Origin of the sequence: Endozoicomonas sp. SESOKO2, assembly GCF_024606245.1 — a bacterium.
Lineage (GTDB): Bacteria > Pseudomonadota > Gammaproteobacteria > Pseudomonadales > Endozoicomonadaceae > Endozoicomonas_A.
The window spans coordinates 1-24,401 of record NZ_JAHHPQ010000005.1; the positions used below are offsets into that span (position 1 = coordinate 1).

The window sequence follows — 24,401 nt, forward strand, 5'->3', positions numbered from 1 at the left end:
CAGAAGCAGAATTTTTTATCCTCAATTTCTTGCAATCCTCGCTACGGACGCTTAATTCCGACAGGCTGCTAAGTAAAACAGGCTCCTCACTGGCTCTGGTGCAGATAACGAGAAGTGATAACAAGGCATATCAGAAAATCAGGGCCGCCGTGGAGAAGAGTACCCAGACTCAACCCTACTCAAGCATCATCAGAGCCGGATCAAGCCGGACATCGAACCAGTTTGCCCGCCAGTCAAGATGAGCGCCTGTCACTCTGCCCGTTGCGCCAATAGCACCAATTACATCGCCCCTCTTTACTTTCTGCCCATCAACCACCTTTAGCTGGCTCAGGTGCAAGTAACTGGTGGTAATACCGAAACCATGGTCGATAATGATCGTGCCACCGGAAAAGTACAAATCAGACTCAGCCAGCCGAACAACACCATTGGCCGGAGCTATTACCGGAGCACCCTCAGGGCCGGCAATATCCAGTCCAAAATGTGGTCTCCTTGGCTCACCGTTAAAAACTCTCTGACTGCCATAGACACCACTGACAGGCCCCACTGCCGGACGTTCAAAGCCGGCAAAAAAATCTTTCTGAACGGAATCAAACTGTCTGGCTGATTTAACCCGCTGGTTTTCACCCGATATTCGACCCAGCACTTTCTCCGCCGGGCTGACGTATTTGTGGGCAATACCATTAATTCGCTGAATTTTATAGTCTCGTTTTGATAATCCGATTCTGAGTTCTTCTTTTTTACCGCCCGGAGCGATCAACCGAATGGTTTGCCGGAGTTGAGCATCCCGTCCAAACCCGATGATAAAACGACCATGCTCAGATACTCTGACAGACCTGCCTTTGTAGATAACTCCAGCTCCCGGCTTCACCTGCCCTATATAAAAGCCCCCCTGAACCAGTTTCGACTTAAGAGAAACAACATCCTGAGCCATTGCCAATGGCAACACCCACCAGGAAAAAAGCAACAGAGTTAATCGCATAAGGACTCCATGTCTGATATCACTACTTTTCAAACCTTATCCCAAACTGATAGATTGGTACAAAGCTGTCAGGCTCAGGAGGTCTCATCCAGCTTGTATTACCCGATAAACTGACAGCCAGGCAGGATGCGGCACTCTCAATATAAAAAGAATAACAGCAGGTACCCTATCATGAACATGGACTACATTATTCTAACCCTGTCTCTTTTTCTCCCCACCGTTTACGGTTTTGCTTTGTTACTGTCTCTGACTCTTGAGCCTGAAACCTGATCGTCAACCACCTGCGGAGCGCTCATGCCCACTGAAGTCATTTTCGATTTGCTGAACAAATTGCTCAGCAAATCGAAGTGATAAGCACACAAAGCCTGCCCCCCTTTCAGATGCACTGTTTTCACCTTTAGCCCTTAAGAACAAAGAATTTCAGCTGATTTGTCAGGAATTCATGCGGACCACTGGCAGAAAAGACATTCTCATCGTATGTTGTAATCAGCTTTGTGAAAAACAGATCTCTTTTAGCCAGTGAGAAAGTGACCTGTTTTCGGTCATAACTCTAAAAAAGAACGAGCACTGATGAAGGACATAGCCCTCCTGAAAAATCATCCTGCGGCCCTTTTCGGAATGTTTCTCTGGGGGCTGGCCGTAATTCTGATCTTTGTCAAAGTCGCCCTGGAACCGGGTCAGCACACCGTGCTGGACAGCTACCTGCTCGGCGCTGATCGGTGGATCGACCGGGTAAAGCTCTACTCGGGACCAGGAGGTTTCATCTATACCCCCACCTTTGCCGTACTTTTTGTACCGATCACCAAACTGCCCATATTTCTCGCTGACCTGCTCTGGCGTTTGTTTATCATAGGTCTTTATGTCTGGGCCAGCCTGAGACTGCTGAGACACTTTCAGGAATACTCTGGGGAAACCCTCTTTAACAGGTTTGGATTATTCAGTCTGATTGCCGTTCCCATTGCTTTCTCTGGCTTTAGAAACGGGCAAGTGAATGTGATCCTCATTGCAGCCATGATGCTGGTGATCAGCCAGATTATAGAGAAGCGCTGGAACTCGGCAGCCCTGATTCTGGCTCTGATCATGAGCCTGAAACCGACCTTTATTGTCTTCTTCCTGCTGGTAACCACACTGTTCAGGCCTTTCTGGCTAAGAGTACCGTTGATGCTATTGGCATTTCTGTCACTGCCTCTGGTGTTTGGTGGCCTGGATTATGGACTCGAACAGTACAACAACTTTCTTGAGATGGCCGACTCAGCCGTTGACCGGGGAGTAACAACACCTAACTGGGCCAGTTTCTTCAACATTCCCATGCAACTTTTCAACTACTCTGTCCCGGAAAACCTGCAGAACATTTTGAAAATCATTCTGGCAGCCATGACCTGGGCCGTTTGCTTTTATGCCATTGTCCGTCATGGTACCAGGACTGGCCTGATCTATTTATTGAGTTTTGCTGCTTGCTATCACGTTATGTTCAACCCCAGAAGCGTTAATACCGATTATATTATTCTTGGCTCGGTTCTGGCCTTTTGGTTTACTGCTGCAACCTGCCAGTGGAGAGATAAAGCCCTGGCATGGACAACCGGTTTAATTGCCCTCGGTGTTCTCTTTGCTTTTGATATTTCAAGGACGTTGGTCACAGACGCCACCAGTTGGTTCAATCCTTTGATGGCTGCCATTTTCACTGGTGTCCTGATCTGGCAATTGAGCAGCAAAAGGGTATTTGCACCCTGAGAAAAAAGCAAAAGGCCGCTAAAACGGCCTTTTTGTCAGTGACGCTTAACCTTTATAGAGCTTGGGATTGAGCACGTCCCTCAGCCAATCACCCAGCAGGTTAATCACCAGAACCAGTGTGACCAGGATGACACCTGGAATAACCGTAATCCACCAGCTACCAGAGAAAATATACTCAAAGCCACTTGAGATCAGCGACCCCAATGAAGGTTCCGACACAGGCATCCCCAGCCCCAGGAAAGACAGGGCGGCTTCACTGATAATGGCGTTGGCAATCTGGACGGTTGAGATGACCAGAATGGGAGACAGGCAGTTTGGCAGAATGTGTCGAAACATAATACGCCCTGAACCAAAACCCATGACTTTGGCAGCCTCGACATATTCCTTCTTTTTCTCAGCCAGGACCGACGCACGAATGGTACGGGCATACTGTGGCCATTCTGCGATACCAATCACCAGAATCAACATCCACATTGCCAGCTTGCTGTACAACTCTGACCCAAAGGACGCCTGAAACACAGCCAACACGACAATGGCTACCATCATAGTGGAGAACGACAGCTGAATATCCGCCATCCGCATCAGGAAGTTATCAACTCGCCCACCCGCGTAGCCAGCCGTCAAACCAATAACAATGCCCAACAACGCCTGTAGAAGGACCGCAAAGAAACCGATGGTAATGGAGATTCTGGCACCATAAAGAATGGTACTCAGCATATCCCGGCCCTGTGAGTCTGTTCCCAACAGGAATCGCTCATCGCCCTCTTCACTCCAGGACGGCGCTATCTCGGAATCCATAATATCAATGGTAGAGAGATCATAAGGATTCGTCGGAGCAATAACCGGTGCCAGCAAGGCAGCAGCGACCATAACAGTCAATATAAAAGCAGCCAACATAGCCAGACGGTCATTGACGAAACTGTGCCAGATATTGGACTGACGAATCTTTTGCCAGGTAGAAGGCACCTCTTGTGCGCTTACTTCATTCATGGGCAACTCACTCATTGGCTGCCTCCTGCCAGTTTTACAGTTGGATTAATCAGGCCATAGATCAGATCGACCAGGGTATTCACCACCACAAAGATGCCACCGACGACGATCAGATAAGCAACAATCAGGGGAGTATCAACACGGTTTACCGCTTCCAGAAACATGAAGCCCATGCCGGGCCACTGAAAGACGGTCTCTGTCAGGATGGTATAGGCGACCATGGTTCCAATCTGGACACCCCCCACCGTAATAACAGGCAACATGGTGTTCTTCAGAGCGTGCAGGAAGTAAACACGTGCTTTCTGCAGACCTTTCGCTTTCGCAAATTTCACATACTCGCTGTGCAGGGTTTCCACCATCTCTGAGCGAATCAAACGAATAAACAGAGGTAACATGATACTGGCCAGAGAAACAGACGGCAGAATCAGATGTAACCAGCCACTTTTGCTCAGGAAGCCGGTTTCCCAGCTACCAAAGACGTGGGTTAACTCACCTCGTCCGTAGGAAGGCAGCCACCCCAACTCAATGGAAAACAGATAAATACTGAATATTGCAGTCAGGAAAACAGGGACAGAAATACCCAAAATACTGACTCCGAGAATCAACTTGGACAAAAAACTGTTCGGACGTATGGCACTATAAACACCTGCTGGAATGGAGATCAAAATAATCAGCAGGGTGGCACTGAATACCAGCTCAAGCGTCGCTGGCAACTTATCCATAATGACTTCCAGAGCGGGCTCTTTAAAGAAGTAAGAGGTTCCCAGATCCCCCTGGACCGCCCTGGACATAAAGCGACCATATTGCACCAGGAAAGGATCGTTCAGGCCCAGTTCATCACGCAGCACCTCCCGTTCAGCTTCTGACACGGACTGGCCCACCATCTCTCTGAGAGGATCACCCAGATTATCCTGGATGGAAAAACTGATCAGGCTGATGACAAACATCACCACCAGACCCTGCACCAGCCTCCTGAATAAAAATAACAACATAAAAAACCCTGCAGCGTTTTATACTTGCGAAAATGCCGCTCCACTCAGATGACGACACAGACTGATCAGAGGTAATGATCGATCAGAAAAAAACCAAAAAAGGACCGGTATGAGCCGGCCCTGTGACGATTACTTCTCGCTAACGACCAGGTCAGCCAGGTATGGGAAGTTCATGATGTTAACCACTTCTTCAGCTTTAACACCTTTACGGGCGCCCCAGGCCAGGTTCTCCCAGTGCAAAGGAACATAGGCTGCTTCCTGGTACAGTTCCTTCTCAACTTCCTGCAGCAGCTTGGCGCGCTTGTCCAGGTTTGTTTCAGTACCTGCTGCTTTAACCAGCTTATCGACGGACTCGTTGCAGTAGTTACCACTGTTGTACTGACCCCAGCCTGTGCTGGCATCAGCACAGGCAGTGGTGTATTCAGTCATGTTGGCGGAATCTTCAGTATCAGAGTGCCAGCCGATCATCATGATGTCGGCAGCACGTTCATCAAATGCTGGCCAGTACTGCGCCTTGGGCATGGTTTTCAGGTCAACCTTGATGTTAATACGCTCCAACATGCTGGCCACCGTCTGGGCAATCTTGGCATCGTTAATGTAACGGTTATTTGGCGCCATCATGGTGACAGAGAAGCCATCTTCATAACCTGCTTCTTTCATCAGCTGTTTGGCTTTCTTCAGGTCGTAACGCGGTTCCAGTTCATCAACATAACCTGCGTAACCTTCAGGCCCCTGCTGACCGGCAGCCTCGGCAAAGCCCTTCATAATCTTTTTAACAATGCCTTCATTGTTGACAGCATGAACGATGGCCTGACGAACTCGCTTGTCCTGGAATGCTTCAACACGATCCTGATTCAGCTGGAAAGAAATCAGACGGGAACCGGTCAGGGTGATCAGTTCAGCATCGTCAGAACGCTTGATACGCTCATGATCATTTGGGGGCACCGGGTAGATAAAGTCCACGCCACCGGACAACAAAGCGGCAACACGTGTCGCATTTTCCTTGATCGGCGTCAGAGTGATGTTATCAACGTTACCCGGAGACTGCTTGTCCCAGTATCCATCAAAACGTTCATATTCCAGCTTCACGCCTTGCTGACGCTCACTGACGACGTAAGGTCCGGTACCAGAAATGTGACGGGAAGCAAAACTATCGCCATGCTTGACGATCAGTCCTTTATCACGGCCTTTATCATCTTTACCGCTGTAGAACTGGCTATCCATCGGGAAGATGTAGGTAGCAGAGTTCAGAACCAGTGGATAAGGCTTCTTGGTCACCAGATCAAAGGTGTAGTCGTCGATCACTTTCAGCTCGGCGAACGGCGCAAAGATCGCTTTGTAGTCCGCACTGTTAACCATACGATCGTAGGTCCACTTCACGTCTTTGGCGGTCAATGTGTTACCAGAATGGAACTTGACACCTTTTCTCAGGGTAAAGCGCATGGTCAGGTCATCGATACGCTCCCACTTCTCGGCCAAACGAGGCTCAAAGCTCAGATCCTGATTCCAGCGAATCAGTGGATCAAAGGACATATGCGCCATCTGCAGGGTACCGCCTGACAGCTGCTCATACGGGTCCAGAGACACAGGGTCAGCGTCGTAAGCAATCTTCAGGGAAGCAGCCTGTACACTCATTGCTAATGTAGAAGCCAGAGCAACTCCAGCCAGTGACTTGATCATTTTTTTCATTATTTTACCCTCTGGGCAGGTCAACAAACGTTTTTATACTTTTTTCAGAAACAACTTTTCTGTGAAAAATTTTCCGGGACAAAAAATAAAACTGATTCTGCGCACACGGCAACGAATAGACACCCGATCCATATGTCATCAGACCAATACAGCCGGTGTCTGTTGTGCGACTTCCAGATCCTGATGGCAGAGATGATCAATTTTCGGCATCAGCTCAATCAGGTTCCGGGTATATTCGTGCTCAGGAGATTTGAACAGTTTCTCAGTCTCATCCACCTCAACCAGGGTTCCATGCCTCATAACCCCAACCCGGTCACACATCTGACGGATAACTGTCAGATCGTGACTGATGAACAGCATGGTCAGACCCAACTCTTCCTGAAGATCTTTCAACAAGTTGAGAATCTGCGCCTGAACCGATACATCCAGCGCAGATGTAGGTTCATCACAAATCAGGAAGCGGGGACGGGTAGCCAATGCCCTGGCAATGGAAATACGCTGCCGCTGACCACCGGAAAACTCATGAGGAAACTTGATCCCGGCCTTACTGCCCAGGCCAACATGATCCAGCAGGTCAGCAGTGATCTGTCTAATCTGCCGTTCAGAGTCAGCCAGGCCATGAAAACGAATGGGCTCGGCAATAATGTCGTTAACATTCATACGGGCATTCAGACTGGAATAGGGATTCTGGAATACCATTTGAATCTGTCGCCTTAAAGGCTTACGGGCCTTTTCACTCAGCCGGGTAATATCATTACCTGCGAATACAACCTGCCCGGAGTCAGGCGGATAAAGACCCGCAATCACACGAGCAATGGTTGACTTGCCTGAGCCCGATTCACCCACCAGACCGAAGGTTTCACCATCACGCACTTTAAATGAAACATTATTGGATGCGGTCACATAACGACGGTTCTTCTTCAGGAAAGCAGACTGGGTTTCAAATTTGAGTATGACATTTTCAACGCTCAGGAGATTCTCATCTTCTATAGAGCCAAAGGATTCACGCTGACCCAACCAGTGATTCTTGACATCAATGTTGCGAGTTTCAACTTTCTCAATGTATTCGACCCGAGGAAAACGGTGCAGTTTGACATCGGTTCTTGGAACAGCGCTGATCAGACTCTGTGTATAAGGATGTTCAGGGTTTTGCAGAATCTTGCCGGGCTCGCCAATCTCCACCAATTCTCCCATATACATCACGGCAACGCGGTCGGTAACGTTTGCAATGACCCCCATATCATGGGTTACCAATACACAGCCGACTTCCCGCTCTTTACAGAGTTCACGAATCAAATCAAGAATCTGATTTTGAATGGAAACGTCCAGGGCAGTAGTGGGCTCATCAGCAATAATTAATTCGGGCTCACCAGCCAGAGCAATTGCAATAACTACCCGCTGACGCATACCACCAGAGAATTGATGGGGGTATTGCTTGATTCTGATTTCCGGTTCCGGAATACCTACGGCGCTCAGCATCTCGATTGCTTTGATAAAAGCATCAGCTGGATTTAATCCGAGGTTTTCGGTAATGGTTTCAACTAATTGGGTTTCAATGGTCAGAAGCGGATTTAATGAAGTCATTGGATCCTGAAAAATAAATCCAACTCGTTTGCCACGCACTTTACGAATGGCTTCTCCAGAAAGGCCTGAAATGACTTCACCATTCAACCTGATTTCACCACCTGCCACACGACCGGGGGCACTGAGCAAATCAATAATAGCATTACCAACCGTGGATTTACCGGCTCCGGACTCTCCCACAAGGCCCAGAATCTCACCTCTGGCAACCGTGAAAGACATTCCCTTTACGGCCACTGCAACACCGTGACGTGAAGGAAATTCAATACGCAGGTCATTGACCTCCAATAAGGACATGCTCCCCCCCTCAAATTCATTGTGAAAACACAGTCGTTTGTTAATAGCTGCTCTGATAAACGAAAAACTTTTAAAAGCGATTGTCCGGTTAATCGTTTATCAGCCGATTCTTTTATTGATGACTGCTTTTTCATCTAATTCTTATTCGTGCTTTGCCAATCCTGTCGCTCTTGAATACAACGGGCTTACGGCCTTGGAGACAAGAAAGATCTAATCAAAGCTTCGGGACCTGAAAGGTGCACATTCGCCTTTTGGCAAACACTCTTTTTATACACTCGCGCAACGACCAAGGCGGAAATTGTGCGAATCCGGGATCCACCGGACGACGCTGCAATTGTATAATAAAGAGGCAACCGGAACTGTCTAACTCCGCTATTGGCGGAGTTATAACAGGCAAACCCATACAACACATTCGGGTAAACTGGGGGGAACTATAACCAGATAGTTAGAAAATAGGAAGTCTCTGTAACCAGCAACACCTATTTTGCAGGCAAAATTTCGGACATCACTTACAAGAATAAGTAGTATCAGGCAGCTTTCATACCAACTGATACAAACCAGTTACGACAAAGCTGCATATAAACGCCATAGGGACGAGCCATCAACATTAAAGCGCCTATCTGACCCAGACAAGCAGTGATAATCTGCTCTAATGTTGCACCCGTGGCCGCAACCAGCCCGACGTAAACCGGAATCTGAAAAGAAACAAACGCCACTATATCCAGGACTGTATCTCCGACTTTTCCTGATTTGAAAAAATGGCAGTAGCTCATTACCCAATCGCGATAAATACCATAAGGACGGGCAACCAGCATGTTAACTGGAATACTCATCAAACGAGATTGCAGGGATTGTTCAATAGTCAACCCGGCCACCAGAATTTCAACCAGCAATCCAACAACCAGTCCAAAACTGATCAGGGCAAATGTATCTGCCAGTGTTTCGCGCTTAATTGACATATCACTCCCCCTGAATGCAGACAATAGAATACCTCTGACGTAAGTCACATCAGAAAAAGTCTGAAAAGTTCTGAAAAAAATTATTTGGTTGCCAGGCACAGGCCGCTGGACCTCAAGCGATTGAGACACCTGTTTGACGCGGCATAATTTATACCCGACAAGAACAATTTACAACAGTGAAATACTTTGTTTTAAGAATTAAAAACAAAGTATAAAACTTTAATAAAATATTTTTATAGATTAATAAGCTAAACAAGACTGAATGAGCAAAAAGTATCACCACTATAAAATTAACTTCTTAAGCGACCATCCGGTTTCTGGTGTATTTTTGCGCATGTTTTTTTAGGTCAGGCTGAGCTGGATAGCAAAAAACCCTGCCTTTCAACGAAAGCGCAGGGTTTCCACTTAATTCAAACTGTTTAAGTCTGGTGTCAGGCTGAGTTAGCCAGAGGTTGCAAAGCGAATACTTTCATTACAGAGTAATGTGTGCCTTCTGACGTTGTTTCGCTCTTCATCAATACCACTTCATTGACCGTCATACGGTAACTGGGCATATTGAAAAAATGACTATGAGTCACATGATGATGCTGTTTGAAACGAGCCAGTGTGACGTGAGGCCGGAAATTGCGCATTTCACGACGCATTCCGCACATAAGGGCGCCTTCTTCACAAATTCGGGACAGTGTATTCAACTGCTGGCCTGAGTGTATATTCAGAGCCAGCGCGCGGGGTCTGTGTGCATCAGGGAAAAATTCGAAACACCCGGTCATACAGTCGAATCCGTGAACATTTGCCAGGGAATCTCCAATATAACTGGAAAACTGCTCAAGACTCCGCTCGTCACACTCACCCAGAAAGCGCAGTGTTATGTGTTGCTGTTGTGGTACCATCCAGCGAAGCTTGTGCTGAAGCACATCACCGGCTCGGTGTCGTGCTTTCTTGTGCAGTGTAGCTGCAAGCTCCAGCGGAATCCTGACAGCGATGAATGCACGGATGTTTTTTTGATCTTTTGTTTTCATCAGACACTTCAATTATCACCGCTCGTTGCCAGCATTATGCCTTGGTCTGGGTCAGATAGCGACGGTAATCAGTTAAATACGATTAAGGATTTGCAAGCCTGTCTGCTAACGCTTCCAGGGTTCGACGATTGGGCTTGAGGCCGGCGGGCATCTGTTCAGCCGGGAGCAAGCGAATCATATCAGGAATCTTGAACCGACTGATAATGCCTGCAAGCTTTTGTTTTGTAAATACTTCATTCAGTGAACCTGATTCGGTTTGTACAAATGCAAAAGGCCTCTGCCCATATTCATCATTCCTTACAGATACCACAACAGCCATGGTGATGTCGTCAATGCTGAGTAGAGCCTTTTCAATTTCTTCGGGATGGATGTTCTCTCCGCCAGAGATCAGCATGTTATCCATACGACCAATGACCATTATTTGATCGCCAGAATACTGCCCAAGGTCGCCTGTGTGATACCAACCCTGCCCATCGACGATCGGAATAATGTTGCCATCCTCAAAATAACCTGCAGATAACGTTTTACCTCTGACCAGAATCTCTCCGGAAGCAACTATGGTCAGCTCCCGATAGGGTAATGGCTCACCTGATGTCACTCCCGAGCTGATAAATTGAGGGGTTCCGGTACAGACCTGGGCACTCATCTCTGTCATACCGTAAGTGGTTAGAATCCTGATACCTTTTTCCTGAACTTGAGATACCAGCTCGGGAGACGCAAAACCTCCACCCAAAAGAATGTATTTCAGCCCGGTCTCATCCAGCAAATCGGCTCCTTCTACCAACAATCGGCGCAGCTGAGTATTCACCAACGACACATGGGTAATTCGTTGCTCCACCAGCAATTGCTGCAATGGCACTTTTTGCGTGTCTACGACTATCTCGGCACCTGCGAGCAGGCAACGAACAACAATGCCAAAACCGCCAACATGAAACAAAGGCAGAGACAACAGCCAGGCGTCATGCTCTGTCAGGGGCGTACAGTATTGAGAACCTTTTGCACTGTAAACATGATTCGAGAAAGTATGACTGACGGCTTTGGGCACACCGGTAGTGCCTGAAGTCGCAATCAGATCAAACATAGCTTCTGGCTCAATGATCAGGCGGGCATCCGCTACTTTAGATTGATCCCGGAGGGCGGGCCATTCCAGACCCGGTATCTCTCCAAACCCTTCATTAAGCGCCCACTGAGCGCCAATCTTCCGGCAATACTTTGTCTTCTGCTCAGCAGGCATCTGCGGATTGACCGGGCAATAGACCCACTGGCTTCTCAAGCAGGCAATAATCAATATCACCGAGTCCCAGGCACAGGTTAACGGTACCAGAATCTGATCACCTCTCCTGACGCCCTGACTATAGAAAGCATCACGGATTGTTTCTACCCTTGCATCCAGCTCAGCCCGGGTTACAAGCTGACCATTCACTCTGACAGCAACCTTTTGAGGATCTCTGAGTGTCCACTCTCTCAGAGGGCAGAACGATAACTCCATACATTCTCCATGGCGTTGAGCAAATCTGAAGACAGACGCTGACCATACTCAGGCAAATGACAAAATCCGGGGTTTTGAAAAGCAGAAAGGGTATCAAGACCAGGACATTCCTCTGGGTCACACTGAAGACTGAGTTGTTCAATAAGGCTCAGTCCCAGGGCACTTTCGAAGGATGAGCTAAAAACGACTCTGACCTTTTTCTTCCTGGCCCGGTTAGCCATGGACAAGCATTGGGAGACACCTCCCACCAGGGTTGGCTTCAATACAACAGCTCTGAGCCCGTCTTCAGCCCTGAATCTATTCATTTCTGAGAGACTCGCGCTGACTGCAGACCCCTGCAATGTTTCATCCAGCGCATAACCCATACCGGTTTCCCGGAATAATTGCGGGAATTCTTCAAAATACGGTGTAGGCTCTTCGATATAGCTGATTCTGCTGACAGGCACCTGTCTTGCAAAACCTATAGCCTCATCAATAGACCACCTTTGATTCGCATCGAGCCTGAGTTTTACATGGGCTGGAATCCGATCAAGAATTTGATGCACCGCTCCAACATCCTGCACAGTGTCATTGCGGCCAACTTTTAACTTAAACTCATCGGGCCATTTCTCAGGCCAATCATCCAGACGTCTGAGAGTCAATGCATCGACTCCCAGCAGCAGCGGAGACTCAGAGACCTTCTGTTGACTCCATTGCTCTTCGCCGAGACTGAACTGAACACTCTCGATAGCAAAAGCAACTGATGGATATAGAAGACTTTGATCGGGTAACCCCCGGGAACAATAGTATTCTGCTGCAGCCATCAACTGTTTCAGCGCTTCAACAATACTTTCCCTGCTGAAGTCTGGCAGTGGAGAGGCTTCGCCGTAATGCACCAGTCCATTCTGATCGAACATCTCAAGAATGAAGCCTTCACGGCCTGTCAGAGTCGTCGTTTTTAATGGCAGAGGTTTGCTCAACGGCTGTCGATATCGATAGACGTTGCAGGACTGAAACAGAGCGTGCGTCATAGTGAACTCAAGGTCACAACAGTAGTTGCCTTATGATCGCAGCCATAGCTCCCGGCTGCTCCCTATGAATATTATGACCTGCCTCTTTAATTTCATGAACACTATGAAAGCAACCCATCTCAAGCAGACGATGAGCGATGGCCTGAAATTTCAAATCACGTTCGCCGCAGAAATAATGTGATGTCCCTGAGGAGCGATTTAGCATTCCCCAAAACTCTGGTTGCCTGGACAGACTGAACGCCTCAAGTGCCCATGCCAGAGATTCCCCATTGGCACCCACCTCACCTTGTGCGGAAGATGAGCCGTCAGCTTGATGACTTGAACAACGATAATTCATCAGTCGTTCCCGCTCACGACTGTTCAGATCGGCAAAAACAGGCTGGTGATACCAACGCTGCATGACTTCATTAAGTGGGTCATTGCGAAACTGCTCTGCCCAACCCTGATCATTGTTCCAGCGAGCCCGACGCTCAGTGTTGTCTTCCAGACCGGGATGGGACGACTCGACCAGCAGCCGGTCGATAGCGTCCGCTGCCTGAGTAAGATGATTCATGGCCAGTCGCCCACCCAGTGAATAACCCAACACGCTGTAGTGATCGAGACCCAGCTGGGAAAGCGTTCCCCGCAGCAGATCACCGAAGGCTTCAAACGCATTATCTCGACAGACTTTGACATCGCGGCTTTTGCCATGCCCGGGTAAATCGACAGCCACCAGATAGAGATCTTCCTGAAGGTGTCTGGCTAACCCCTCCCAGTCTCCGGAGTCTCCCAGAAAACCATGCAATAAAACCAACGGCACACCTTCGCGGACACCCCAGGTTCGATAAGCAAGATTGGTTTCGTTCATGACAACACCTCCAGCTGACTTAGCGCCTGCTTTATCTGCTCAGCAGCCTGACCGGGTCGAGTCATCACCTCAATGACTGAAGCACCTGACTTTCGGCTCACCTGCTTCAGAACAGCTGCCAGTGCCTCACGACTGTCAGGCTGATGATAAGACAACCCAAACATTTCTGCAGCCTGACGGGCACTCAAACCATGGGGGGTGACAAAATATTTCTGCGCGGCTTCCGGTCGATCCTCAACCGGCAACAAGTTGAAAATACCACCACCGTCATTGTTGATGACTAACAGGGCAAACGGTGAATCCAGCTGCCTCAGTAGTTGCAGAGAATTTAAATCGTGGAGGAATGAAAGATCGCCGATGACGGCCACCATAAATTTCTTTTCACCCACAGCACAGCCCGCCGCTGTTGCCACCAACCCGTCAATGCCACTGGCACCGCGGTTAGCGTACACCTGCCCGCACTGTAAAAGGGAGAACATATCCAATAGCCGAATGGGCAGACTGTTCCCGATGAATAGACTACAGTTCTCAGGTAATAGTCTGGTCAGATGCGTCCCCAACCAACGTTCTGTCAACAAGCCCGGCGCGGAATCCAGTTTAACCACCAGACTACGAACCGATTGAGATAACTGTTCGATCTGGCCTTTCCACACTGGATCGGAGCCTTGATCGTCGGAAAGCCCGCTCAACATGCGACAGCAGTCAGCAACAGGTCCGACCAGTCGATAGGTCTGGCAGTGACCGGTATCCATTCTGCGAAGCCCCTGACCAACCATCCAGTAATGCTGCCACTCACCGTAAGAGATGAACTTGTCCAGTCTCTTTGACACCAGATGAGCACCCACCTGAAAAATGCGATCTGCCTGACTTAACAAAGCTTTTCCGGCTTTGCTGGCCAGCAGCAGATCAGGATGGGGAACCGTCGCCGGGTGGCCATGAAGCTGGGATTGAAGATCGGCCAGCAGTGGCCAGCCCAACGCCCGGGCCAACTTTACAACCGCTTCGGCAGACTCTTGCTCATCAATCCGTCCCGCTATGATCAGACCTTTGCTCGTCGAAAAGTCTGACCAACCAACGGGACTTTTGTCCAGTGATACATTCAGCTCAGTGTTATAGGCAGTGAGAGGCGTATTGGCTGAACACCAGAATGACAATCGATTCAGATAACCTGAATAATCATAGACCTTTCCTACCGGATACAAAGGTTCCCGGAACATACAGTTGATATGCATTGGAAGCCCCTGCTGGCAGGAACGGGCAAAGGCTTGATCAATACTGGTCAGTAACCAGCCGGGAGGAATATTCTCATCGGGTGTTGGCAGTGTTAAAGTAGCCGCGGGGTAACCGGCATAGATATCCTGCTGCTCAATGGCCTGATTAGCTCCGCAGTCAATAAGCTCAGGAGGTCGATCGGCGGTGATTATAACCAATGGCACATCTGACTGTCTGGCTTCTATGATGGCGGGATAAAGGTTTGCAACCGCGGTCCCGGAAGTAGTCATCACCGCAACCGGTTTACGGGTACTTTTGGCCAATCCCAGAGCAAAGAATCCCAAACCACGCTCGTCAAAGTGCACATGCTTTTCAAACTGACTGTTTTCTGCCGCCACCAGTGTCAAAGGGGCAGAGCGAGAGCCCGGGGCAATGCAGACATGCTCAACACCCAGCCGACTCAATTCTTCCAGAATCAGTGCAGACCAGAGAAAATTAAGGCTGGGATGCCTGGTGGGAAAGGTCATGAGATCGTCCAATACGGTTAGATGTATCCATCACACAGGTCTTAGGATCCAACAATGACAGAACGGTTCCGATCTTGTTATTCAGCTCCTGCCACTCATCCCGGGCATCTGAGCCATTGACTATGCCGGCACCTGAAAACACCTTGAGCTGTTGCTCTTCCAGCAAAGCACTGCGTATCAATACCGTGAAATCGCTGCGCTTTTTACCCAGCACACCACAAGCTCCGGCATAAAGCCCTCTGCTATAGACTTCACGCTCTTCAATGAAATCCTTTGCCACCTCTCTGGGCTCACCTCCGACCGCAGGCGTGGGATGCAAAAGCGAAAGTATCTGACTGTCACTGACTCCATCCTTGAGCACGCCCCTGATTAACTGCCTTAGATGCTGAATCGTTTTTAGCTTGACCACGGAATGACTGCGGTCAAATTCCAGATCACTGCAGATGGATTCCAGCCGCATGCGGATATCATCCAGCACGAGGCGATTTTCATGAACATTCTTTGAGTCATTAAGCAGGCGTTGCTCAAGTCTCAAATCTTCATTGCAATCAATGCCTCGCCGGGTCGTCCCTGCCAGGGCTTCAGTCTGAACAACCCGATCGACACGACGAAACAAACGTTCCGGAGAGCAGCCAAAAAAGAGTGAGCCCTGATCGGATTCAAAGGCAAAAACATAAGACCTGGGATTTGCCAATTGCCAGTGATACAGTAGCATCCAGGGATCCAACTGACCTTCCAGCAGACTTAATCTTGCCTCCCTGGAAAGCACCACTTTTTTCAGGGCACCTGACTCAAGCCCCTCAAGTGTCTCCCCAATCAGGGAATCCCAATGCGCCTTGTCAGGTCTGAATTCCGGGGTTCCCAATAGACAGTGAGTGTCCCCTTCTTCCAGTGTCCAGCTGACCCGTTCGAGATAACCCAGAGCCCTATCGATACTGGTGATCCATGACAGCTCATCATGACCCAGTAGGTGACAGGCCAGCGAACATCCTTTTCGGGTCTGAACCACTTCGATCACCGGGAAAAAGAATTCGCCATACCCAAATGCAGGCCAGATCATCTTCTGACTGTCCGAAAAAGACAGGTATCCGAGGCAGCGCGTCGTTTTATCCAACATTGCGTTCACCTGCTGAAAGCAAGTGTTCACTTCAGACCGGTCTTTGATCTCGAATCGCCAGGCTTTTCCAAGACCCGCCACTTTATAATCACTGTCGCGATCCTGCCAGTAGGTTTTTTCAGGTAGTGTCTGATCAGACAACCAGTTGAATAGATTAATCATGGGAAGAGGCTGTTCAGTCCTTACCAAAGTCCGCTCTGGTGCATCGGACAAGCGAAGCTGTCTCAACCGCTCAGTCAGCTCTGCTACCTGACTTTGAACTTCTTCTATCAACACCCTACTCCCAAGCGCTTAGGCAAAATTCAGATAGTAAATTGTACGTATCAGAATCAATCCCTTCAGGATGGTATTTACCGAAGCATTAATGAATCAAGGAAAAAGGTTATCTTCCAAGACGAAGGCTCTAAGCATTTCATGCAACAAAATGCCAATGCCTATCGTACTGATGTGATCAGGAACTCACCCGATAGCCCTCAACAAAAGCCTCACCAAAAGCCGAATGGAAATGATAGTATAGAACTCGATATAAATACTCTGGAACCAGATCGAGTATGGCAACCAACGGCGAATCAGCCAGAAGATGGCTGGAAGAAAATCAGGACAAGGTTTCTCTTGAACGCATACGACAAATTCGGGATAACCTCTCAAATAAACTGCAGGCTCTGGATGAATCCGACGGAACCTATCCCGGCCTTCTGGAAGCGCTGGACGTAATGGATAATCATCTGCTTCAGGAAAAAGGGGAAGCAACGGCACCAGAAAGTGAACCTGTCAGCCTTGACCTGAGTCCATTGATTCCTCAATCCGACCATCAAGCCCCTCAACTCAGTGAACAAGAGAAAAAACTGAAGTTTCAGCAGCTGCTGAAAACCGGGAAGTTTTAGCTCTCTGACCCAAATATGTTCAATTCTGCCAAACCTCTGCTTCAGCCATGGTGTAGGTCACATAAAAAAATGCCTTGATCAAGCCTTCGGCATTGCACCAGTCTATTCGGTGCCATGCCGGGCGCCAAGGCATGAGTTTAAAGAGGCCCTCAGTAAGGGACTTTCAGGCGCTTGCACTCCTCCACCACCAGGTCGTAGCTCCAGACCTGGTCCAGGGGAGCAGGTTCCTCATGCTCAATCAATTTGTGACACATCTGCATGGGGTTCAACCCTTTTTTCTTCAAGCGCTCCAAAACTTGTTTCAATTTGGCATCATGAGGATCAGTCACATCACTATCCTGATGACGCTTTTTGACAGCCACTTTCAATTGCTTCATGGCACCCTCTCTCTTTCGTTAACCTGTAGATTCAGGGTTTGTCATAGGGAACAGACACCTATTACTCTATACCCAATTAATTGATTCTGCGTGCTATTAGAGAAAGAGTGAGCTCATGAAACGTCTTACGGCCTGACCCAGTCATTGGACTGTGTCAGTCAGGCCTTCGACGATCTGGAGACAGGATATTACCTGACCATGGCTAATACCGTGAACGGCTGATCAACCTCGTGATTAATCGACCAACCTTACGAGAGCGAGGGCTTTTCATCCTCATAGCGGGAAACAGAACGAGTCATGCTCTCCACTTTTTCAAAACGATCTATCATATCCCTCGAAGGCTGACGCCCCAAAAAACTGAATAAAACACAAGCCATCATAGAGATCACAAACCCCGGTATTATCTCATAAAGATCGAATATGCCACCGATTAATGGTTTCCATATCACTACGGTGACAGCACCGGCAATAATGCCCGCCATAGCTCCCGGTCCAGTCATTCTTTTCCAGTACAGAGACAGCAGCAGGGCCGGACCGAACGCTGCCCCCAAGCCAGCCCAGGCATAAGATACCATTCCAAGAACAGTACTGTCGGGATTCATCGCTAGCCAGGTAGCAATCAATGCAATACCCAAAACCGCCAGTCGGCCCACCAGCAAAACTTCCCGGGCATTGGCGTTCACTCTGAAAAGATCCCGGTAGAAATCTTCAGCAAAAGCCGTAGAACACACCAGCAATTGAGAATCAGCAGTGCTCATAATGGCCGCGAGAATAGCGGCCAGTAAAATCCCGGCAATCACCGGATGGAAAAGCGTATTCACCATCAACATAAAGATGGCCTCAGGATCATGCAGCTGCACACCGGACCGCCCGGTATAAACAATACCTGCCAGTCCCACGAGTAAAGCGCCCAGCATACAAATGCCCGTCCAGCTTACGGCAATTCGTCTGGCCAGAGTCAGTTGACCTGAAGATTGCACAGCTTTGAACCTGGCCAGAATATGCGGCTGGCCAAAATAACCCAGCCCCCAGCCCAGTAACGAGAAAATGGTAATGAATGAAAGGGCCTGACCTTCGCTCGTCGTAAAGAGATTCAGGAGTTGCGGGTTCAACTCTTCGATTTCCAGAATCACCTGATCCGCCCCACCACTGATCTCAATGGCTGCGATGGGCACAATCAGCAAAGCAGCTGCCATGAGTAGCCCCTGAATCAGATCCGTCCAACAAACCGCCAGAAAACCACCAAACAGGGTATAAGAAACCACCGACAACATTCCGATGATGACAGCCCACTCATATTGGATGCCAAAAACAGACTCAAAAAGCTTACCCCCGGCCACCAGACCGGAGCTGGTATAGAACAAGAAGAAGATAAGGATGAATGCTGCTGATACCGGCTGTAAAAGTCCTTTATGATCTTCAAAGCGACTGGCAAAATATTCCGGTAAGGTAAGCGAGTCGTCGGCAACCACGCTATAAACTCTCAAGCGTCGGGCAACGATCAACCAGTTCAGCCAGGTTCCTCCCAGCAACCCCGCTGCCAGCCAGAACGCTTCCAGACCTGCGGCAAAAGCATAACCAGGCAATCCAAGCAGCAACCAGCCACTCATATCAGACGCCCCGGCGCTCAGAGCGGCAGACCACGGCCCCAGAGAACGTCCCCCGAGAAAATAATCTGCTGAACTGGCTGTTTTTTGCCAGGCAATGTAGCCAACACCCAGCATTGCGGTAAAATAGACCAGAAAGGTCAGGATTATCTGCAGATTTCCTTCAGACATAATTGATTCCCTAAATTGTCATTCGTGTTCTTTTTTTATCAAGGTAGTTCATTTATCACTCTTCAGTAATATTTATGTATTTTTTTATAGCCAGATGGATTAATCCTCACCTTTCAGTCACCCATTTTAGCTATCCACTCAACTTCAGATTTCCTTTCGTATTGAGATTATCTGGCTATTCTTATGACCGATATGCAGTCTTAATGAACTGTCGGCATCTCGATACTGGCTTCAACCTGGGGCCAACTGTCTGAGTTCAACCCATGGCAACGTGTCGTATGATCCCACTGAAAAAGTGCGACCAAGTCTGGATTAACGTCAACCTGGCGACTTTTGATCCCGCCATGTCAGATCCTTACGGCTCAAGACACGGTTGTGCCCTGGGTATTCACAATGGAAAAATCGCCCGCATCGAACCCATGTCTGATGTCACCGCTACGCGGCTGCCCTATGATGTGATCGACGGCCATAATGGTTGGCTGACCCCCGGCCTCATCGACTGCCATACCCATCTTATATTCGGCGGCCACAGAGCTCAGGAATTTGAATTAAGACTGAAAGGTGTGCCCAATGAACAGATTGCCGCACAGGGTGGCGGTATTCTTGCAACAGCCAGGGCCACCCGGGTACGCTCCAAGGAACAACTGATCAAATCGGCTCTTCCTCGCATCAAGGCATTAACCGCTGAAGGCGTTACACTGATTGAGATTAAATCAGGCTATGGTCTGAACTTGGCAGATGAAATCAAAATGCTGGAAGTCGCCAAAGAGTTGCACAATCGCCACTCCGTAAAAATTATCACTACATTGCTGGTGGCCAGCGCATTGCCTCCGGAGTTTGCGGGCAGAACCGATGAATATGTTGACATGATCTGCCAACAACTGATTCCGGAACTGGCGGAAAGAAAACTCGCAGAAGCCGTTGATGTTCATTGTGAAAATATTGCGTTTAGCATGACTCACAAAGCAAGGATTTTTCAGTCAGCAATAGACCATGGTCTACCGACAAAATGCCATACCGAACAGTTCAATGAAAACGGGGGAGCGTCTCTGGCGGCACATATGAATGCCCTATCCTGCGATCACCTGCAATATGTCTCTGAGCAGGGTATCGCCGATATGGCCAAATCCGGATCGATTGCGGTATTGCTTCCCGGATCTTATTACTTCATGCGTTCCCGGACCGCCCCCCCGGTTGAACTGCTAAGACAGTACCGTGTCCCTATCGCGCTGGCCACAGATACCAACCCGGGGACGTCACCCCTGGCCTCAATAAGAATGATGATGAATATGGGTTGTATCTTTTTTCAGCTGACACCCGCAGAAGCTCTGGCGGGCGTCACTATCAATGCTGCTCGTGCTCTGGGTATTGCCGATCACTACGGCAGCCTGGAAGAAGATAAAGTGGCAGATTTTTGCCTATGGGATATTGATCACCCCAATGAGCTGGCTTATCAACTGGGTCACTGTCCTTTGCAGCAGCGAGTCATTGATGGGCAGATCACTGATATCAGCCAACAGATAGATTAATGAAAAATCTCATCCAGTGTGTAAATAGAAACGCCTTCGCCAGCCTCTTTGGTGACTTTCAACATTTTCTCTGCCACTTCCCAATCGTGAACAGGCCTGAACTTTTGCAAACCAGGCAGTTTGCAGAGCAAGGGCAGGATCTTTGCGGCAAGCCCTTCACCAAAGCGACTTTCTTTTCTCTGCCCCAACAACAATGATGGCTGGAAAATACTGACTCTCTGGAAAGGAAGCCGTTGTAATGCCTGTTCCAACTCACCTTTCATCTTCAAATAGGGCGATACACTTTGTGCATTCGCTCCGCTGGAACTGACCAGCAGATAGTGAGGGATCATATTCCCGGCAGCCAGCTTTGCAGCTTCCAATTGATAGTCAAAATCTATGTGCCGCTGAGCAGCGAGAGAACCTGCCTGCTTTCTTGTCGTTCCGAGGCAAGAAAAGAACAGATCCCCTTTAATGAGTTCCCTGTGCTGAGCCAGATTTTCAAAATCAATGACATGATTCTCTAGTTTATCGGACTTTTGCTGCAGGCCTTTTCGCGTCAGTGCTACTACCTTTTCGATGTCTGATGACTTCAGAAGCTGGTTCAGCAATGTGGCACCTACCAAACCTGTGGCACCGATGATTACGGCTGTTTTGGGCATGGATTTTCTCCGCAATAACCACATTCCGGTTAGCAGACCGTGGTTATTTAGTACAATCGCGATCAAACTAATGCAAGAAAAGCTACTCGCAAGTCACAAAATCGCACGACACTTGTCAGCAATTAAAAATGCCGTTGTATCTGGGCTTGTCGGAAATATCACTGGTATATACCGATACTCTTCTTTAGTCGCCATCAATGCTGACCAAGACGACAGTGACTGTGCAATTTATACCTCCAAGCGCGAGTCAGTTGTCATTGGCAGGATAGCATTTACTCGGGCATTAGAGATAAAGGACTGAGAACCTGATTCAGCAAATCACGAAGTCGAAGTGTAAAAAAAAATTCGACACCTTACATGTAAATTTAAAAAGCTTTGCTAGACTGTCATTCCAAGCGGGTTAGCGATAGTGCAGAAAGCTGACCACTCTATATTGTTAAGGCTTATAGAGCTTAGGTTTTTTATAATTCTGCATGCTTGAACATGAACTTTTCTGATTCAAGTTATGTGATTTGTCTGTTGCCAAAAAAAGACGTTTTCTAAATTTTTATGTTGATAGTCGTATATTTTCTCTCTGTGTGAGAGGAAATGGTGTTTTTGCCAATAGATGATCAGCTGGAAATTTCGAAAAAAATTGGACGGGCGGTAGCCTTACCTTGAGGTTTTAAGTTTTTCGATCCACTCGTTTCTCTTGAAGTGATGAGCAATTTATTACTTCATGCTGTGGTTAGGGAAAAATCATGAAAGCACTGGAAGCCATTGGGCTCAGAGGCCGTAGGGGTACCTACCTATAGAGAAATATATACATTCATTGTCTTATATAAGAAACATTTAGATGCACTGAAAACAAATGCATTTGATTTAATGAATAGGCTATCTGTCGTGTACGACGCACTTCAGCATATGGTGAGTTTGAATACGGATTTCCTTCACATCATACAATTTCCAGAGTAGTTGCTTCTATTAATCCAAAGCAATCCCAGAAATGCTTTATTGAGTGGATGTAAGCCTGTCACCAGACAACCAATGGTGAAATCATTGCAATTGACAAAAAAACAGCAAGAGGATCTTACGATAAAGGCAAGGACAAAGGTGCAAATCACATGGTAAGTGCATTTGCGACTGCAAACGAATTGGTTCTTGGCCAAATTAAAATTAATGGTAAATGTAACGAGATTACCTCATACCTGAATGACTTGGTCTTCTGGAAATCTGCGGCCGCCTCATAATCATAGACGCCAATGATTTCTCCCTAGCGGTTGAATTAAGCGTTAGCCAAGCACAAAGGATATTTCGTGAGTAGTATGAAGAAAATTATCGCAGTATTACTACGCAAAGCCTATCTTCTACAAGTTGTTGACTATATATTGTTAATTAAAAGCATATTTGAAACTAAAAATATTAATAAGCAATTTTGTAGTTCACACCCTGACTTTGTGACGCCACCGCATCATCTCGCATACGACGCATATAATCATACTAACTGGAATGCTTATTACAACATGGGTATTATTCATTCAAAGCTTATTTCTGATTTAGTAAAAGAATACGTTAATGAAAAGAATATTAAAATATGTGAATGGGGTTGTGGACCCGCTAGAGTCATTCGTCACCTTTCGAGTATTGAAGGATTTGATAAAGTTGGGTTATATGGAACAGACTACAACAAAAATTCTGTAGAATGGTGTAAAAACCACATAAATCATATCAAGTTTGTAAAAAATGAACTTTCGCCTCCGCTACCTTATGAGTCAGAGTATTTTAATTGTGCGTATGCAATTTCGATTTTCACCCATCTTTCCGAAGAAAAGCATTATGCATGGTTAAGTGAGCTTTTTAGAGTAATAAAACCTAACGGTATACTTATATTTACTACACATGGCGACTTGTGTTCAAGGAGACTGACACTAAGTGAAAAAGCGCGATATAACTCTGGGGCACTGGTTGTCAGAGACAAAATCAAAGAAGGAAAAAAGCATTTTACCACTTATCACTCGCACCTTTTTATAAAAGAAAGATTGCTTAAGGGGCACTCTGTTCTCAGGCATATTACCGACCCAAAGGAATATAATCTAGAACAAGAAGTATGGGTCGTTAGAAATAATTAGGGCTAACAAGGCGCTCAAGTTGCGACCTGAATCTCCTCCGTTTTAGTGGACACTCAAATCCAACTGAAACGGTGACCACGTGCCTATAAAACTGGGAAAAAAAGTCGCCAGTACACCCAAGAAAGATTGTCGGATCAGAATGGGCAATGCCGCTGAAATGCTAACAGGTTTTCGGCATATGGCGGTTGGTGTATTGAACAATACCAAAACCTTTCTTTAAGGTAGGCTTGAAGCGTAAATTGAAAAAGGCAGCTATGAGCACACAATACCTGTCTGAAGTCCTTGTTGGATGTGAGGTTTCATGATTTTTCCCTGGCACCAGTTGCATAATATCTGTGACAGCGGCTAACTTGATTTCGACAACATTCCAAGCCTCAGCAATCTGAAGATTGGTTTTATCTTCTACAGTCAGGAGTACGATTTTTTAATTATTGAGCTGTGCGGGTTGGATCCTTATCAGACGTCGATGGAATTTTTATCTATTGTTCTTTCTGTGTGCTTAATTTAATTTTTGGAGCAATTCTCACAGTCAGTCATCATTATTTTCTTAGGGTTTAATGATAATGAATGATTGGTTTGAAAATGTTAGGCACTAAGAATTTCAAGGCACTACACTAGGTCTAGCGATAGCGATGGAGTGGAAAG

At 47.5% G+C, this 24,401-nt stretch carries 20 protein-coding genes; 5 read left to right on the forward strand and 15 right to left on the reverse strand.

Annotated features, from left to right (window positions below; all coding sequences use genetic code 11):
* Positions 1-175: 175 nt before the first annotated feature.
* The gene (locus tag KDK17_RS00035) at positions 176-979 is read right to left on the reverse strand and encodes a M23 family metallopeptidase (RefSeq protein ID WP_257287051.1); all 804 of its coding nucleotides are present in this window, start codon (positions 977-979) and stop codon (positions 176-178) included.
* A 570-nt stretch (positions 980-1,549) separates the two neighbouring features.
* Between KDK17_RS00035 and KDK17_RS00040 the strand changes: the two genes are divergently transcribed.
* Positions 1,550-2,710: a glycosyltransferase family 87 protein gene (locus tag KDK17_RS00040; RefSeq protein ID WP_257287052.1), complete on the forward strand. Its 1,161-nt coding sequence runs from the start codon at positions 1,550-1,552 to the stop codon at positions 2,708-2,710.
* Positions 2,711-2,755: 45 nt separating this feature from the next.
* Here KDK17_RS00040 and KDK17_RS00045 read toward each other — a convergent pair whose 3' ends face one another.
* From KDK17_RS00045 to KDK17_RS00095, 11 genes are all read right to left on the reverse strand, one after another.
* Positions 2,756-3,700, reverse strand: coding sequence for an ABC transporter permease (locus KDK17_RS00045; protein WP_373690670.1), 945 nt, complete (start codon positions 3,698-3,700; stop codon positions 2,756-2,758).
* Positions 3,701-3,711: 11 nt separating this feature from the next.
* Positions 3,712-4,692, reverse strand: coding sequence for an ABC transporter permease (locus KDK17_RS00050; protein WP_257280005.1), 981 nt, complete (start codon positions 4,690-4,692; stop codon positions 3,712-3,714).
* Between the two features lie 129 nt (positions 4,693-4,821).
* Entirely contained in the window at positions 4,822-6,381 is a 1,560-nt protein-coding gene (locus tag KDK17_RS00055) for an ABC transporter substrate-binding protein (RefSeq protein ID WP_257287053.1), read from the reverse strand.
* Between the two features lie 138 nt (positions 6,382-6,519).
* Positions 6,520-8,259, reverse strand: coding sequence for an ABC transporter ATP-binding protein (locus tag KDK17_RS00060; RefSeq protein ID WP_257280009.1), 1,740 nt, complete (start codon positions 8,257-8,259; stop codon positions 6,520-6,522).
* A 527-nt stretch (positions 8,260-8,786) separates the two neighbouring features.
* Positions 8,787-9,218, reverse strand: a complete 432-nt coding sequence (gene alaE / locus KDK17_RS00065; protein WP_257280010.1) for an L-alanine exporter AlaE — start codon at positions 9,216-9,218, stop codon at positions 8,787-8,789.
* Between the two features lie 431 nt (positions 9,219-9,649).
* Positions 9,650-10,237, reverse strand: coding sequence for an RNA 2',3'-cyclic phosphodiesterase (thpR, locus tag KDK17_RS00070; RefSeq protein ID WP_257280011.1), 588 nt, complete (start codon positions 10,235-10,237; stop codon positions 9,650-9,652).
* A gap of 82 nt (positions 10,238-10,319) precedes the next feature.
* Complete coding sequence (gene menE, locus KDK17_RS00075; protein ID WP_257280012.1) at positions 10,320-11,726, reverse strand: o-succinylbenzoate--CoA ligase; 1,407 nt, start codon at positions 11,724-11,726, stop codon at positions 10,320-10,322.
* Positions 11,702-12,736, reverse strand: a complete 1,035-nt coding sequence (menC, locus tag KDK17_RS00080; RefSeq protein ID WP_257280013.1) for an o-succinylbenzoate synthase — start codon at positions 12,734-12,736, stop codon at positions 11,702-11,704. The genes menE and menC overlap by 25 nt, the downstream gene beginning before the upstream one ends.
* Before the next feature lie 13 nt (positions 12,737-12,749).
* Positions 12,750-13,583, reverse strand: coding sequence for a 2-succinyl-6-hydroxy-2,4-cyclohexadiene-1-carboxylate synthase (gene menH / locus KDK17_RS00085; protein WP_257280014.1), 834 nt, complete (start codon positions 13,581-13,583; stop codon positions 12,750-12,752).
* Positions 13,580-15,322, reverse strand: coding sequence for a 2-succinyl-5-enolpyruvyl-6-hydroxy-3-cyclohexene-1-carboxylic-acid synthase (menD, locus tag KDK17_RS00090; protein ID WP_257287054.1), 1,743 nt, complete (start codon positions 15,320-15,322; stop codon positions 13,580-13,582). The genes menH and menD overlap by 4 nt, the downstream gene beginning before the upstream one ends.
* Complete coding sequence (locus tag KDK17_RS00095; protein ID WP_257287055.1) at positions 15,291-16,712, reverse strand: isochorismate synthase MenF; 1,422 nt, start codon at positions 16,710-16,712, stop codon at positions 15,291-15,293. Before KDK17_RS00095 ends, menD begins: the two co-directional genes overlap by 32 nt.
* 278 nt (positions 16,713-16,990) lie before the next feature.
* Here KDK17_RS00095 and KDK17_RS00100 point away from each other — a divergent pair, with 278 nt between their 5' ends.
* Positions 16,991-17,323, forward strand: a complete 333-nt coding sequence (locus tag KDK17_RS00100; protein ID WP_257287056.1) for a hypothetical protein — start codon at positions 16,991-16,993, stop codon at positions 17,321-17,323.
* Between the two features lie 149 nt (positions 17,324-17,472).
* On the opposite strand, the gene KDK17_RS00105 is transcribed toward KDK17_RS00100, so the two are convergent.
* Together KDK17_RS00105 and putP are read right to left on the reverse strand one after the other, a co-directional pair.
* Positions 17,473-17,700 carry a hypothetical protein gene (locus KDK17_RS00105; RefSeq protein WP_257287057.1) on the reverse strand — a complete coding sequence of 76 codons (228 nt, stop codon included), beginning with the start codon at positions 17,698-17,700 and terminating at the stop codon, positions 17,473-17,475.
* Between the two features lie 248 nt (positions 17,701-17,948).
* The gene (gene putP / locus KDK17_RS00110) at positions 17,949-19,478 is read right to left on the reverse strand and encodes a sodium/proline symporter PutP (RefSeq protein WP_257287058.1); all 1,530 of its coding nucleotides are present in this window, start codon (positions 19,476-19,478) and stop codon (positions 17,949-17,951) included.
* 263 nt (positions 19,479-19,741) lie between these two features.
* Here putP and hutI point away from each other — a divergent pair, with 263 nt between their 5' ends.
* A complete protein-coding gene (hutI, locus tag KDK17_RS00115; RefSeq protein WP_257287059.1) occupies positions 19,742-21,007 on the forward strand; it encodes an imidazolonepropionase in 1,266 nt (421 codons plus the stop codon).
* Here hutI and KDK17_RS00120 read toward each other — a convergent pair.
* Entirely contained in the window at positions 21,004-21,648 is a 645-nt protein-coding gene (locus KDK17_RS00120; RefSeq protein ID WP_257287060.1) for an NAD(P)H-binding protein, read from the reverse strand. The two genes, hutI and KDK17_RS00120, sit on opposite strands and share 4 nt — an antisense overlap.
* An 875-nt stretch (positions 21,649-22,523) precedes the next feature.
* Between KDK17_RS00120 and KDK17_RS19410 the strand changes: the two genes are divergently transcribed.
* Together KDK17_RS19410 and KDK17_RS00125 are read left to right on the forward strand one after the other, a co-directional pair.
* Entirely contained in the window at positions 22,524-22,655 is a 132-nt protein-coding gene (locus tag KDK17_RS19410; RefSeq protein ID WP_373691543.1) for a transposase family protein, read from the forward strand.
* A 297-nt stretch (positions 22,656-22,952) separates the two neighbouring features.
* Complete coding sequence (locus KDK17_RS00125) at positions 22,953-23,756, forward strand: class I SAM-dependent methyltransferase (RefSeq protein ID WP_257287061.1); 804 nt, start codon at positions 22,953-22,955, stop codon at positions 23,754-23,756.
* Positions 23,757-24,401 lie beyond the last annotated feature (645 nt).

Bases quoted from the DNA above. Each gene is read 5' to 3' on its own strand.
- KDK17_RS00125 (WP_257287061.1), top strand. From the start codon at position 22,953: ATGAAGAAAATTATCGCAGTATTACTACGCAAAGCCTATCTTCTACAA.
- KDK17_RS00100 (WP_257287056.1), top strand. From the start codon at position 16,991: ATGGCAACCAACGGCGAATCAGCCAGAAGATGGCTGGAAGAAAATCAG.
- KDK17_RS00060 (WP_257280009.1), bottom strand. From the start codon at position 8,259: ATGTCCTTATTGGAGGTCAATGACCTGCGTATTGAATTTCCTTCACGT.
- hutI (WP_257287059.1), top strand. From the start codon at position 19,742: ATGGCAACGTGTCGTATGATCCCACTGAAAAAGTGCGACCAAGTCTGG.
- KDK17_RS00105 (WP_257287057.1), bottom strand. From the start codon at position 17,700: ATGAAGCAATTGAAAGTGGCTGTCAAAAAGCGTCATCAGGATAGTGAT.
- KDK17_RS00040 (WP_257287052.1), top strand. From the start codon at position 1,550: ATGAAGGACATAGCCCTCCTGAAAAATCATCCTGCGGCCCTTTTCGGA.
- KDK17_RS00045 (WP_373690670.1), bottom strand. From the start codon at position 3,700: ATGAATGAAGTAAGCGCACAAGAGGTGCCTTCTACCTGGCAAAAGATT.
- putP (WP_257287058.1), bottom strand. From the start codon at position 19,478: ATGTCTGAAGGAAATCTGCAGATAATCCTGACCTTTCTGGTCTATTTT.
- menC (WP_257280013.1), bottom strand. From the start codon at position 12,736: ATGACGCACGCTCTGTTTCAGTCCTGCAACGTCTATCGATATCGACAG.
- menE (WP_257280012.1), bottom strand. From the start codon at position 11,726: ATGGAGTTATCGTTCTGCCCTCTGAGAGAGTGGACACTCAGAGATCCT.
- KDK17_RS00050 (WP_257280005.1), bottom strand. From the start codon at position 4,692: ATGTTGTTATTTTTATTCAGGAGGCTGGTGCAGGGTCTGGTGGTGATG.
- alaE (WP_257280010.1), bottom strand. From the start codon at position 9,218: ATGTCAATTAAGCGCGAAACACTGGCAGATACATTTGCCCTGATCAGT.
- thpR (WP_257280011.1), bottom strand. From the start codon at position 10,237: ATGAAAACAAAAGATCAAAAAAACATCCGTGCATTCATCGCTGTCAGG.
- KDK17_RS00035 (WP_257287051.1), bottom strand. From the start codon at position 979: ATGCGATTAACTCTGTTGCTTTTTTCCTGGTGGGTGTTGCCATTGGCA.
- KDK17_RS00120 (WP_257287060.1), bottom strand. From the start codon at position 21,648: ATGCCCAAAACAGCCGTAATCATCGGTGCCACAGGTTTGGTAGGTGCC.
- menD (WP_257287054.1), bottom strand. From the start codon at position 15,322: ATGACCTTTCCCACCAGGCATCCCAGCCTTAATTTTCTCTGGTCTGCA.
- KDK17_RS00055 (WP_257287053.1), bottom strand. From the start codon at position 6,381: ATGAAAAAAATGATCAAGTCACTGGCTGGAGTTGCTCTGGCTTCTACA.
- menH (WP_257280014.1), bottom strand. From the start codon at position 13,583: ATGAACGAAACCAATCTTGCTTATCGAACCTGGGGTGTCCGCGAAGGT.